The 12,554-nt window shown below is 66.1% G+C and carries 14 protein-coding genes; 8 read left to right on the top strand and 6 right to left on the bottom strand.

What is annotated here, in order from left to right:
• Positions 1–354 precede the first annotated feature (354 nt).
• Entirely contained in the window at positions 355–1,365 is a 1,011-nt protein-coding gene (locus BRO63_RS10875) for a Bug family tripartite tricarboxylate transporter substrate binding protein (RefSeq protein WP_088139803.1), read from the top strand.
• A 20-nt stretch (positions 1,366–1,385) separates the two neighbouring features.
• Positions 1,386–3,128 (top strand): IlvD/Edd family dehydratase, encoded by a 1,743-nt coding sequence (locus tag BRO63_RS10870; RefSeq protein ID WP_088139809.1) that lies wholly within the window; start codon positions 1,386–1,388, stop codon positions 3,126–3,128.
• Here the strand turns inward: BRO63_RS10870 and BRO63_RS10865 are convergent.
• Positions 3,125–4,018, bottom strand: a complete 894-nt coding sequence (locus tag BRO63_RS10865; RefSeq protein ID WP_088139802.1) for a LysR family transcriptional regulator — start codon at positions 4,016–4,018, stop codon at positions 3,125–3,127. The genes BRO63_RS10870 and BRO63_RS10865 overlap by 4 nt on opposite strands.
• Positions 4,019–4,229: 211 nt before the next feature.
• Between BRO63_RS10865 and BRO63_RS10860 the strand changes: the two genes are divergently transcribed.
• A complete protein-coding gene (locus tag BRO63_RS10860; protein WP_306425672.1) occupies positions 4,230–5,141 on the top strand; it encodes a 2-hydroxyacid dehydrogenase in 912 nt (303 codons plus the stop codon).
• A gap of 13 nt (positions 5,142–5,154) precedes the next feature.
• Here BRO63_RS10860 and BRO63_RS10855 read toward each other — a convergent pair whose 3' ends face one another.
• Both BRO63_RS10855 and BRO63_RS10850 read right to left on the bottom strand, forming a co-directional pair.
• Positions 5,155–5,793 (bottom strand): hypothetical protein, encoded by a 639-nt coding sequence (locus BRO63_RS10855; protein ID WP_143218686.1) that lies wholly within the window; start codon positions 5,791–5,793, stop codon positions 5,155–5,157.
• An 87-nt stretch (positions 5,794–5,880) separates the two neighbouring features.
• Positions 5,881–6,252, bottom strand: a complete 372-nt coding sequence (locus tag BRO63_RS10850; RefSeq protein ID WP_088139799.1) for a hypothetical protein — start codon at positions 6,250–6,252, stop codon at positions 5,881–5,883.
• Between the two features lie 204 nt (positions 6,253–6,456).
• On the opposite strand from BRO63_RS10850, the gene BRO63_RS10845 reads away from it, so the two are divergent.
• Both BRO63_RS10845 and BRO63_RS10840 read left to right on the top strand, forming a co-directional pair.
• Positions 6,457–7,359, top strand: a complete 903-nt coding sequence (locus BRO63_RS10845) for a PhzF family phenazine biosynthesis protein (protein WP_088139798.1) — start codon at positions 6,457–6,459, stop codon at positions 7,357–7,359.
• Between the two features lie 249 nt (positions 7,360–7,608).
• Entirely contained in the window at positions 7,609–8,043 is a 435-nt protein-coding gene (locus BRO63_RS10840; RefSeq protein ID WP_088139797.1) for a GNAT family acetyltransferase, read from the top strand.
• A 30-nt stretch (positions 8,044–8,073) separates the two neighbouring features.
• Here BRO63_RS10840 and BRO63_RS10835 read toward each other — a convergent pair whose 3' ends face one another.
• On the bottom strand, positions 8,074–9,027 hold the full coding sequence (locus tag BRO63_RS10835; protein WP_088139796.1) for a succinylglutamate desuccinylase/aspartoacylase domain-containing protein: 954 nt from the start codon (positions 9,025–9,027) through the stop codon (positions 8,074–8,076).
• An 11-nt stretch (positions 9,028–9,038) separates the two neighbouring features.
• Positions 9,039–10,037: a Bug family tripartite tricarboxylate transporter substrate binding protein gene (locus BRO63_RS10830; RefSeq protein WP_088139795.1), complete on the bottom strand. Its 999-nt coding sequence runs from the start codon at positions 10,035–10,037 to the stop codon at positions 9,039–9,041.
• 117 nt (positions 10,038–10,154) lie between these two features.
• On the opposite strand from BRO63_RS10830, the gene BRO63_RS10825 reads away from it, so the two are divergent.
• The 3 genes from BRO63_RS10825 (at position 10,155) to BRO63_RS10815 (ending at position 12,181) form a co-directional block, all read left to right on the top strand.
• On the top strand, positions 10,155–11,018 hold the full coding sequence (locus tag BRO63_RS10825) for a MurR/RpiR family transcriptional regulator (protein ID WP_088139794.1): 864 nt from the start codon (positions 10,155–10,157) through the stop codon (positions 11,016–11,018).
• Positions 11,019–11,284: 266 nt separating this feature from the next.
• A complete protein-coding gene (locus BRO63_RS10820; RefSeq protein ID WP_256943282.1) occupies positions 11,285–11,467 on the top strand; it encodes a hypothetical protein in 183 nt (60 codons plus the stop codon).
• Positions 11,468–11,587: 120 nt separating this feature from the next.
• Entirely contained in the window at positions 11,588–12,181 is a 594-nt protein-coding gene (locus BRO63_RS10815; protein ID WP_059378409.1) for a BPSL1445 family SYLF domain-containing lipoprotein, read from the top strand.
• 69 nt (positions 12,182–12,250) lie between these two features.
• Here the strand turns inward: BRO63_RS10815 and BRO63_RS10810 are convergent, their stop codons facing one another.
• Positions 12,251–12,484 (bottom strand): hypothetical protein, encoded by a 234-nt coding sequence (locus BRO63_RS10810; protein WP_088139792.1) that lies wholly within the window; start codon positions 12,482–12,484, stop codon positions 12,251–12,253.
• Positions 12,485–12,554 lie beyond the last annotated feature (70 nt).

The following is a 12,554-nucleotide window of genomic DNA, read 5'->3' as shown; positions in this document are numbered from 1 at the left end:
CGCCCCAATGGGGCTGCGCTTCGGATGGCTCCGGGCCGCCTCGGCTGATAGTCGCCTGATGCATTGTTTTCGGACCCCGTTCATGGGCAGATGCCTTGAGCCGGTGGCCGGGCGGAGGGATCCGAAGCGCAGCCCCACTGGGGCGAGCATCGGAATCCCGCAGTCCGGACGCCGGCGGCTCAAGAACCCAGCCTCACAAAACCGAATTGCGATCCGGATTGTCCTCATCCGGACGTCCTAGGACTCGCACGGATTTTTTTGACAGAACATAAATTTTTTTCTCTTTTCGCAGGCAAGAGTTTGCGAACATGCACCTAGAGCTTTCAAGCCATAAGAACGCATCGGGAGACAAAAATGTTCTGTAAGAATGCCGCGCGCAAGCGCATTCACATCGCCGCGGCCGCCTTCATCGCGGCTGCCGCCTTCACCGTTCCGGGCCATGCCTGCGCACAGGGCGCCGACAGCTATCCCAGCAAGCCCATCCGCCTGATCATCCCGTACCCGCCGGGAGGCGCGACCGACGTGATCGGGCGCATCGTGGGCCAGCGCCTAAGCGAACAGATCGGCGGCCAGGTCGTGATCGAGAACCGGGGCGGAGCAGGCGGCAATATCGGCGCGGCCGAAGTGGCGCGCGCCCAGCCCGACGGCTATACCTTGCTGATGGGGGCGCTGACCTCGCATTCGGTCATGGCGACCCTGGAGAAGGACACCATCCCCTACGACCTGCGCAAGGACTTCGCGCCAGCCGGCGTCGTCGGCTTTGTGCCGCTGGTGGCGGTGGTCAATCCCAAGCTGCCGATCAAATCGCTGGCCGAGCTGGTGAGCTACGCGAAGGCGAATCCCGGAAAACTCAATTTTGCCTCATCAGGCGCCGGCGCTCCCCAGCGCATGGCCATGGAACTCTTCAAGCAGATTGCAGGCGTCAACATCGTGCACGTGGCCTATCGCGGCAGCGGCCCGGCCATGACCGACCTGGTCGGCGGCCAGGTGGAGACGATGACGGAGACGGTTCCCGCCGCGATCTCCTTCATCAAGTCCGGCCAGCTGCGTCCGCTGGCCGTGCTGACGCCGCAACGCGTGTCGATGCTGCCGGACATACCGACCGCCGAGGAGCAGGGTTTCAGCGGCTTCAACGTCAGTTCGCTCTTTGGCGTGATGGCGCCGGCCGGCACGCCGGCTCCCATCGTCGCCAAGATCAACAAGGCGCTGACCACGGCGCTGGCCAAGGACGATGCCAAGGCCCAGCTGCTGCAGCAAGGCGTTTATGCCGACGCGCTCGATGTCGAAGCCTCCAAGGCGCGGCTGAACGCCGAAATCGAACAGTGGGCCAAGGTCATCCGCGACGGCGGCATCACGGCAAATTAACTGGAAGCAGCTTGAACAAGATGAGCAAGAAAAACACCGGAACATCACAGGACGAGGCCAGCGGCCTGCGCAAGGGCCTTACCAGCTACGGCGACAGCGGCTTTTCGCTGTTCCTGCGCAAGGCCTTCATCAAGGGCGCGGGCTACACGGATGGCGCGCTGGACCGGCCGGTGATCGGCATCGCCAACACCGGCAGCGCCTACAACCCCTGTCACGGCAACGCGCCGCAGCTGCTGGAAGCCGTCAAGCGCGGCATCATGTTCGCGGGCGGGCTGCCGATGGACTTCCCGACCATCTCCATCCACGAGAGTTTCTCCTATCCCACCAGCATGTATCTGCGCAACCTCATGTCCATGGACACCGAGGAGCTGATACGCGCGCAGCCCATGGATGCCGTGGTGCTGATAGGCGGATGCGACAAGACCGTGCCCGCCCAGCTCATGGGCGCGGCGTCGGCGGACATACCGGCGATCCAGCTGGTGACGGGGGCCATGCTGACGGGTTCGCACCGGTCCGAGCGGGTGGGCGCATGCACGGATTGCCGCAGGTACTGGGGCAAGTACCGCGCCGACGAGATCGACGGCCAGGAGATCGCCGACGTCAACAACCAGCTCGTGGCCAGCGTGGGCACCTGTTCGGTCATGGGCACGGCAAGCACCATGGCCTGTATCGCCGAAGCGCTGGGCATGACCGTGCCCGGCGGCGCCACGCCGCCGGCGGTCACGGCGGACCGCATGCGCATCGCTGAACTCACGGGCGCGCAGGCTGTCGAGATCGCCAGGCAGCGCCTGTCCGTCTCGAAGATCCTGACCGCGGATTCCTTCGAGAACGCCATGCGCGTGCTGCTGGCCATCGGCGGGTCCACCAACGGCATCATCCACCTGACGGCCATCGCCGGCAGGCTGGGCCTGGACCTGGATCTGCAGGCGCTGGACCGCATGGGGCGCGAGACGCCCGTGCTGGTGGACTTGAAGCCGTCCGGCCAGCATTACATGGAAGATTTCCACAAGGCCGGCGGCATGGCCACGCTGCTGCGCGAACTCAAGCCGCTGTTGAAGCTCGACGCGCTGACCGTGACCGGAAGGACGCTGGGCGAGGAGATCGAACGCGCGGGGCCGGGCTTCGCGCAAAGCGTGGTCAAGACCCGCCAGAACCCGATCTACCCGCAGGGCGGCATAGCCGTCCTTTCGGGCAACCTGGCTCCCGAAGGCGCCATCATCAAGCAGTCGTCCGCCGATGCCGGGCTGATGGAACACGAAGGCCGGGCCGTGGTGTTCGAGAACGCCGAGGACCTGGCGGGCCGCATCGATGCCGCGGACCTGGACGTCACGCCGCAGGACATTCTGGTCCTGAAGAACATCGGCCCCAAGGGCGCGCCCGGCATGCCGGAGGCAGGCTATATCCCGATCCCCAAGAAGCTGGCGTCGCAAGGGGTGAAGGACATCATCCGGATCTCGGACGGCCGCATGAGCGGCACCGCTTTCGGCACCATCGTGCTGCACGTCACGCCGGAAGCGGCCATCGGCGGGCCGCTGGCCTATGTCAGGAACGGCGACCGCATACGCCTGAGCGTGAGCCGGCGCGAGATATCCCTGCTGGTATCGGACGAGGAGCTCGAACGCCGCCGCCGCGAGCAGCCCGTCACGCCGCCCACGGCCGAACGCGGCTACAAGAAGCTCTTTCTTGACACGGTGACCCAGGCCGACAAGGGCGTCGATTTCGATTTCCTGCGCGGCGTGCCGGGCAAGCCGAAGCAGGGCTAGGGCATTGCACCGCGCGATTCCAAGCCCCCGAAGATGGTCCGGGCGTCCTGGGAGATCGACGCGGCCATCTTGGCATGATGGCCGCGGGTGTTCCAGATCAGGCCGTTGCGGCGCACGGGCGCGCGGTTGGGCAATGGGATGCGCGCCACGTCGAGCGACTTCCACATGGACGACCAGTCCGGAATCAGCGCGACGCCCAGGCCTTCGTGCACCAGGGCGACGATGGCAAGCAGGCCGTCGATCTCCAGGCGCTGCTTGGGCCAGATCTGGTGGTCGCGCAGATAGCGGTCGGCCAACTGGCCGCCGTATATGTTGCGGTCGTAGCGTATGAAGGGTTGGGTCGACAGCAGGGTGTGGGCGTCCTGGTCCGCAAGATGCGACGGGGCCACCACGACCAGCGGTTCTTCCATGAACGGCTGCCAGAGACAGCTCTTGGGCACGGCGAACTGCGGCTCCACCACGATGGCGGCGTCGAGCTCGCCGTTGACCACCTTGCCGCACAGGTCGATGGAGCCGCCCGGGGTGACGAATACCGACGCGTCGGGATGCCGCCGGTACAGGGACTTGAGTATGGGAGGCAGCACGTTGGTGAGCGCGGACACGAAACAGCCGATGCGGAATTCGCCGGGCTGGTTGCCGTCGATGGCCATGGCGCGCAGGTCGCGCAGGTTGCGGATGGCCGCCTTGGTGCCTTCGAGTATGCGCATGCCGCTCTCGGTCGGCCTGACCGAACGCCCTGAGCGCTTGACCAGCGCCACGCCCAGGTCCATCTCCAGCGCCTTGATGCGCGCAGCGATGGCGGCCGAGGTCAGATCGAGCTTGCGCGCCGCTTCGGCGAAAGAACCGGCTTCGACGACCGCGACGAAGCTCTGCATGCACTTGATGTCCATGATGCGATGGGCTATTGCCCTGAAAGGAGAAACTTCAGGTTGAAGATCGCAGGAACCGCTGCGAACCCGGCTGCGAGGGTTGCAGGCTTATCGCGCCAATTTTCCGTATGTTAAAGCGTCGAGGTTGAAATCCATGATGGAGCATGAACTGGCTGCAACGCGCCAGGCAGCAGAAGCAAGCCCTGGGTACGGGGACGGCAGGTTTCCCCCTTTGCTCAAGGTAGGGGTTTTTCCCGATTCGGTGGAAACGCAGTTCCGTTCGATGTTCACCTTGATCGAGGAAGAGGCGCTTCAGAGCGACCCCGCGCAGGCCGGTGCGATCGGCGGCATCGTCACGCGTTCGAACTATCGGATTCCTGCGGAGCTGATGGACCGGCTGCCGGGCCTGCGCATCATCGCCACCAACGGCGTGGGCTACGACGGGATCGCGCTGGACCACGCGCGCCGGAAGAACATCGTCGTGACCAACACGCCGGACGTGTTGAACAAGGCCGTGGCTGAACTGGCGGTGGGACTGTTGCTCGCATTGCTGCGCAAGCTGCCTGCGGCCGACGGCTTCGTGCGCACCGGAGCGTGGGAGGAGTCGCCTTTTCCGCTGGGCGCGAGCCTGGCGGGCAGGAAGGTCGGCATCGTCGGCCTCGGGCGCATAGGCAAAGAGATCGTCCAGCGGCTCGTCCCGTTCGAAGTGGATCTGAGCTACTTCGGGCGCGCGCGCCAGGATGTGCCCTGGCGGCACTTCGATTCCCTGCCGGCCATGGCCCGCCATGTGGACGTGCTGGTTCTGTCGTGCCCCGGAGGCGCGGCAACGCGCCATATCGTCGATGCCGCCGTATTGCGGGCGCTGGGTCCGGAGGGCCTGGTCGTCAACGTCGCCCGCGGCTCGGTGGTCAACGAGGCAGACCTGTGCCATGCGCTGGCCGACGGCATCATCCAGGGCGCCGCGCTCGACGTGTTCGAAAGCGAGCCGTTGGGCGAGAGTCCGCTGCGGCACATGCCCAACGTGATCCTGGCGCCTCATATCGGCAGCGCCACGCACGAGACGCGCCGCCAGATGGCGGAGCTGGCGATACGGAACCTGGTGTCGTTTTTTACGACGGGGAGGGCGGTGACGCCGGTGGCGTAGTCTTGCCCGCCCGCTAGAACCACACCGTTGCAATGAGCAGCGCACAGCCCGCCGTGGCGGTGGCGGCCATGGCGGCGGCCAGGCGCAAGGCGATCTTGCGTTCCCTGCGGCCGACATTGGGGTTGCCGTGATTGGCTGAGCGCAATTGTTCCCAGGTCGACGCCGCGCCCGCCTCGCGGCTCTGCAAGGCCGAGGCGGCGTTCGCCGTGGAGCGGGAAATGCGGGTGAGCCGCAACGCCGGGTAGGCCAGCAGCAGGCCGGCCAGGAACAAGGCGCAGGCGCCGATCGCGCCCGCCGTGAAAGCCGAACTGTCGCGCGCGGCAAACAGGATGAAGGCCGCCGCCAGGCCGATCAGATTCAAGCCGGCCAGGGCTTTCAGCGCCTGGACTCCCCAGGGGCCGGTGGCTTCCTCGGTGAAGTCTCCGACCGAGCGCCAGTAGGCGGCGTCGTTCGAAGCGGCTTGGAAAAAGAAGGCGAGATCCCTGAGCAATACGTCGCCTTGCCTGTCGTCGGGGCTGGTGTCCCGATGCCACTGGGTGGCGAACTTCCGGCTTCGTTCAGCATCCGCGTGATGCGCGCGCGCCCAGTTCTCCGCCAGGCGTACCGCCGCTTCGACGGTAAGAGCCCCTGCGGGACTTGCACTGTCTTTCATTGTTTTCATCCCCATATATGGGACATTGTACTAGGCGTGCGTGGGGGCGATGTTGATGCAAGACAGGCGGGCGGCGCGCAGCGGCGATCAAGGCAGGGCGGCGCCTGGGCCTGGGGCCGGCCGGGAAAAACACACTTCGAGCAGGCTGTTGCTGCGCAGTTTGATGGTCACGTCCGTTCGTTGCCTGCCCAGGGTGGTGGCGGCAAACAGGCCCAGAGCCATCGCGCCGATCCAGGCGGGAAGAAAGCTGGCCAGATCCCAACCCGTGACGCCGCTGTTGTAGGGGCGCTTGAGCATCTGCGCGGTCAGGCCGTGTTCGTGGCAGAGCGCCCGCATCGCCGCCGCGGTTTGATCGATGTCGACGATGTTCTCAAGAAAGAACGGCTCCTGCGCCAACATCAGCCGGGCAAGTTCGCCGGCAGGCAGGCGGTTCTCGAAGTAGGTGCGTACCGTGGACATAGGGCGGGCTCCGGGCGAGCGCAAATCGTCATGTGCCGGCGGTTGAAAAGCGGCTGGAATTGCCGGGCTTGTGGGGCATAGTCTATGCCAAATCCCGCCGCTGTTACGGTCCCGATTCGCCGTCTCTGTGTCTGGCGGGCCGGGCGCCGGCGGCGCACACTTTCCGGGTTGCCGCGCAGTCCGCGCGGCCTGAGAGGACGTCCGATGCGCTACCGTTATGTCACCGCCGATGTGTTCACCAGCCAAGCGTACGGCGGCAATCCGCTGGCCGTCGTGTTCGACGCCCAGGGGCTGAGCGCGGCGCAGATGCAGCGCATCGCGCGCGAATTCAACTATTCCGAAACCAGCTTTGTGCTGCCGCCGCGGGATCCTGCGCATACGGCCTGGGTGCGCATCTTCACGCCCGACCGCGAGGTGCCGTTCGCGGGGCATCCGAACGTGGGCACGGCCGTGGTGCTGGCGCGGGAAATGGCGGCTTCGGGCTTGAGCGTGCCGGATGCCTTCGTGTTCGAAGAGGAAGCGGGACTGGTGCGCATCGCGCTGCGGACGGGCGCCAGGGGAGTGGACGCCGCGGAACTGCTCGCGCCGCAACCCTTGTCGCGCGCCAGCGAGGCGCCGGCCGCCGCGGTGGCGCGGGCCTTGAGCCTGGATCCCGCGGATATCGATACCTCCGCGCATGCGCCGCAGGTGGCGTCGGTCGGCCTGATCTTCCTGGTGGTGCAGTTGGCCAGCCGCGACGCCTTGCGCCGCGCCGTGCCCGACCCGGCGGGCTACGCGGCCCTGCTGCCGCTGGACGGCGCGAAGTCCATCTATGCCTATACCACCGACACCCGCCCGGGCGAGGCGGATGTCCAGGCCCGCATGTTCACCGGACGCATGACGGAAGACCCCGCGACCGGCAGCGCGACGGCGGCGATGACGGCATTGCGCGCGGCCCTGCGCGGAGATGGCGCGCTGCGCCTGCGGGTGGAGCAGGGCGTGGACATGGGGCGCGCCAGCGTGCTGCTGGCCCATGCCGAACCGCGCGCCGACGGCGTGTGGGCGGGCGTGGCGGGCGAGGCCGTGGTGGTCATGGAAGGTACGCTGGCGGCGCCTGATGTGTCTTGAGCCTGGCGGCTCCGGGGGGCCTCGTGTATGCTGACCGCATGAACGCACCGCATTTCGCGCCGATCTCCGGCGCATCCTGCCGACGAATCACTCGACGTCTACGTTGAGTGGCTGGTCACGTCCCGGCGCCGAACCCTCGGCGCCTATCCCTGAAAGCCACGATACCCCTCGTGGCTTTTTCGTTTCTGGCTGGTCCCGCTATCGAGGCGTATCGCAAGGCTTTCGTTGCCATCCTTGAAGGAACGAAGCATGAGTGCGCAAGACCTCGCCATCCGGCCCTACCATTCGACCGACGAAGCCGCGATCATCCAGCTATGGCATGACTGCGGCCTGACCCGCCCATGGAACGATCCGCGCAAGGACATTGCGCGCAAGCAGGCCGTGCAGGCGGACCTGTTCTTGGTGGGAGAGGCGGACGGCGCGATCGTCGCGACGCTGATGGGCGGCTATGACGGCCATCGCGCCTGGATCAACTACCTGGCGGTATCGCCCGCGCATCAGCGCCGCGGCCATGCGACCGCGCTGATGCAGGCGGTCGAGCGCAAGCTGCTGGCCATGGGCTGCCCCAAGATCAATCTGCTGATCCGGTCGGGCAATGTTGCGGTGAAGGATTTCTACGCGACCCTGGGCTTTGAGCAGGACGAGGTCATCAGCCTGGGCAAGCGCCTGATTCCGGATCTATGACGACCCGTATCAGGCGCCGGCGGGCGGCGCTCAGATCGCCACGGTCAGGTACACCGCTTCGCGGCCCACGATGGGCATGCGGGTGGGCATGAAGATGGTGCAGTCGTCGCAGGGCGAACGGATTTCCTCGGTGCCGTTCATGGCGATGAGTTCACCCCTGGCGTAGGTCTCGAAGCCGATCACCGGACGGGTGAAGGTGAAGTCCTCGGACTTCACCATGTGCACTTGGAGCAGGCGGTAGCGCTGCGGCGCGGGCGGGGGCGGCGTGCCGGCGGGCATGTCGATCAGGCCCGTGTGCGCCAGGAAGCGCAGCGTGACGTCCGTGGCCAGGTCGGCGGCGGATTGCGCGAAGTGCTGGCCGCATTCGACCACCAGCGAGCCATTGCTGTCGGAGTGCGGATCGCCATGGCGGCCGTAGCCCATGACGCCGGTGCCCGGAAAGAGGTCGGGCGGCATCACCAGATGCACCTGCGGGATGCCGACGGCGCTGGCCAGCGCCGTGTTGCGGTCCATTTCCGTGTAGACCCAGAAGGGCTGCACCGGCGCGCGCGTGGAATGGATGTCCAGCACGAAGTCGGCGGCGTCGAGCACCGGACGCAGCTCGCGGGCGCGGCGCAGCTCGGGGCTGTCTTCCGGGCCGTCCAGCATGGCGGCCGACCAGATGCGGTTCAGGTTGTGGACCAGCTGGCGGTTCTCGTACGGGTTCTCGATATCGAAGGCTTCATAGGCTTCGACGTGCGCGAAGCTGACGGTGAGCGTGCCGATCTTGGGCCGCACGCCGCTGTCCAGCAGATGCGTCGCAGCGATCATGCCGCAGATTTCGTTGCCGTGCGTGATGGCGTTGATCAGCACGTGCGGGCCGGGGCGGCCCGACTCGAAACGGTGCACGTAGGGGATGCCGACATTGCCCTCGCGGTAGGCCGAGAGATCGCGCGGCAGGACTTCGAGCGGAGCGGTGTCGGGTTCGAAAGCGGGATTTTTCATGGGAGTGTGGCCTATTCAGGACGGATGCCGGCGCGGTCGATCAGGTCTTTGTACAACGCCAGGCGCTCGGACATCATGGCGGTGAACTGCTGCGGCGTCTGGTTCTCGGGCGGCAGCGCGCCGGCCTTTTCCAGGGATTGCGGCATGCCGTCCTCGGTGGCGGCGGTGCGCACGGCTGCCAGCAGCTTCTGGACGATGTCGGGCGGCGTGCCGGCGGGCGCGGCCAGGCCGATCCACGACATGGAGTTGAGCACGGGGTAGCCCAGTTCCTCGAACGTCGGCACGTCGGGCAGGGAGTCCAGGCGCTTGGGGGCGGCCACCGCCAGCGCGCGCATCTTGCCGACCTGGATGTGCGGCAGGAAGGGCGCGAGGTTGTCCAGGGCGAACTGCGCCTGGTCGGAGAGCAGGGCGTTGATCAGCGGCGCGCCGCCGCGGTAGGGCACGTGCACGGCCTGCAGCTGCAGGGTGTTCTTCAGCAGTTCGGCGTTGAGCTGGCCCATGCTGCCGATGCCCGCGGTGGCATAGTGCAGCTGATCGGGGCGCGCCTTCAGCAGCGCCACGAATTCGGCCAGATTGCGGGCCGGCACGGCAGCGTTGGTCACCAGCACGTTGGGCGTGCGCGACAGTTGCGAGATCGAGACGAAGTCCTTGATCGGGTCGTAGCCCAGGTCATTGCGCATCAGCGGGTTGGCCAGATGCGAGCTTTGCGACGACGCGACCAGCGTGTAGCCGTCGGGCGCGGCGCGCGCGACGCGCTTGCTGCCGATGGCGCCGCCCGCGCCGTCGCGGTTCTCGATGATGACGCTGGTACCCAGCGCCTTGCCCAGGGCGTCCGCGTACAGCCGGCCGATCAGGTCGACGGAGCCGCCCGCAGGGAAGGGGACGACCAGCGTGACGGGGCGCGAAGGATAGGCGTCGGCGCGCGCGGCCAATGGCAGCAAGGCGGCGCCCAGGCCGGCCAGGACCAGGCTGCGGCGGGCCAAGGACGGTCCCTGGGGATGATGCTTCATGGAATTCTCTTGTGGTGACTGCGGGTTTGGTCTAATTTGCAATGAAGATTGCAGACAGCAATATAAGATGCAATGTGTGTTGTGAAATTTGGGGTTATCACCTAGGGCCATGCAAGGATGAACCTGCACCAACGTATTGCCGGCTATGGCCGCAAGCTCAGCAAGAGCGAACAAGTGCTGGTCGATGAGATGCAGGCGCGCTATCCGCAAAGCCTGCTGGAATCGGCGACGGCGCTGGCCAGGCAGGTCGGCACCAGCGCTTCCACCGTGGTGCGCCTGCTGGCCAAGCTGGGCTACGACAGCTATGCGCAGGCGCAGATGGAGGCGCGCGCGGAAGTGACGGCGCGACTGGCCTCGCCCGGCGAGCGCGCGGACGCGGTCGGCGCCGACAAGCCCTCGGCGCGCGCCTGCCTGCACAACGCCTTGCTGCACGACCAGCACAACCTGAAGGAGACCTACGCGTCGATCGACGTGGCGGCCTTCGAGGCCGCCGTGCGGCTGCTGACGCAGCGCAAGGGGCGGGTGCATGTGCTGGGGCTGCGCCAGGCCGCGCCGCTGGCCAGCCATGTGGCGCTTTATCTGAACCTGTGCCTGCCTTCGGTCAAGCCCATGGTCGCCGCCGGCCCGCTGTTCCTGGAAGACCAGCTGCTCTGGATCGACGAGGCCGACGTGCTGCTGGCGTTTACCTTCAGGCGCTACTCGGTTGCCGCGGCCAAGGCGGTGCAGTACTTCCGGCAACGTGGCGGCAAGGTGATCCTGATCACCGATTCGGCCTCGGCGCCCGCCGCGGCATCGGCACACCACGTGCTGATAGCGCGCAGTTCCAGCGCCTCGCCGTTCGATTCCTACACCGCGGCCTTTTCCGTTTGCAATGCCTTGCTCGCGGCGGTGGCGCAGCGCAGCAAGCAGGCATTGGGCGCGGCGCTCGAGCGCGGCGAAGGCTTATGGGACGCGCAATGGATCCGTCCGCCCGGCGGCTGAAGCCGTCAGCGCGCCATTGCGCCGGCGCGGCGCGAAACAGCAGAAAACGCTCCGCTGCGCGGCCATTTCAGCGGGCTGCAAGATGCGTTCGCACTAGCTGCGCTAGTACGCCATAACTCCTTGAAAACATTGCTTTTCAAGCCAAAATTTCTTTGGCATATTGCGGCCGTGAAAAGCTGTTTCAGGAGCAAGGAATGGGCGCGTGGCCACAGCGTCATATTGATGGGTTCGAGGTGCAGTGTCAGGTCATCCGGCTGGATACTGGCATGTTGGCTATCGAGATTGCGGTATGCCGCAGGACCGAGGGCGAGTTCGAGCGGCGCTGGTCGCTGCCGCGCTTCGTGACCTTCGACGATCCCGGCACGGCGCGGCGCCATGCCGAATTGGTGCTGTCCGGCATCGTGTCGGTCGACGCATCCACGGGCGAACCCCGTTACGGCATCCTGTAGCGGCAAACCGCGTCCACGGCGGCACGCAGATTTTTGTTTCTTTTCACACAATCGTGTGCTTTGCGCTGCTGGCATTGCCCAGTACATTGGTAGAGGGTGACAACAAAAAAGGAGAGTTCCATGTTTGATACTTTTCCTGTCTTGCGTCGCGCTGGCCTGGCCGCCGCGGCGATCGGCGTGGCCGGCCTGATGTTCACGGGCTGCACCACCACCAGTCCCAAATCCTCGGCAACCGCCACTGAACAACGCCAATCGTTGAACAGCGCGGCCGACGCCACCTTGGGCAAGCTCTACCAAGCGTCGCCGCAGTCCAGGGAACTGGTCGCGCGCGCCCGGGGCGTGCTGATCTTTCCTGATGTGTTGAGCGGCAGCTTCATCATCGGCGCCGAGCATGGCAAGGGCGTGCTGCGCGTGGGTAGCTCCACCGCCGGCTACTACAGCACCACGGCGGGTTCCGTCGGCTTCCAGGCCGGCGCGCAGTCCAAGGCGATGGTGCTGCTGTTCATGACGGATGAGGCGCTTGCCAAGTTCCGCAACAGTAGCGGTTGGACCGTGGGCGCCGATGCGACGGTTGCGGTTGTCAATGTGGGCGCCAACGGCCGCATCGACACCAACACGGCGCAACAGCCCATTGTCGGTTTCGTGATGAACAACGGCGGCTTGATGGCGGGCGTGTCCTTGGCCGGCACCAAGATCTCCAAGCTGGATCTTTGAGCCTGCCGGCAGAGCAAAACGCCGCGGAGGTCTTCCGCGGCGTTTTTGTTTGGCGCGTCAGCCGGCGCTTCAGCCCATGAGCGTATCGCCGTTGTTGCGCACTGCGCTCTCGCGCTGCATTTCGGCAGCTTCGATGGCCGGGTCCAGGCCGCGCCAGCGCTTGATGCGGCCGCGGTCCTGCTCGGGCTCCCAGCCGAGCATGCCGTAGCGTGTGATTTCGGTTTCACCCGTTTCGAATTCCACTTCGAAGTAGCCCTGACGATCGGGTAGCGTGCCGCCGGGGAACCAGTCGGTTTCAGGCATGGTGTTCTCCTTGCTAGGCGATGGGAGGGACGCCGGCGCGGGCGCGCGGCGCTTTCATTGTGGAGGGGCG

Origin of the sequence: Achromobacter xylosoxidans, assembly GCF_002192695.1 — a bacterium.
In the GTDB taxonomy this organism is placed as follows: Bacteria; Pseudomonadota; Gammaproteobacteria; order Burkholderiales; family Burkholderiaceae_B; genus Achromobacter; species Achromobacter xylosoxidans_C.
This window is presented reverse-complemented; position numbering and strand designations above follow the sequence as displayed.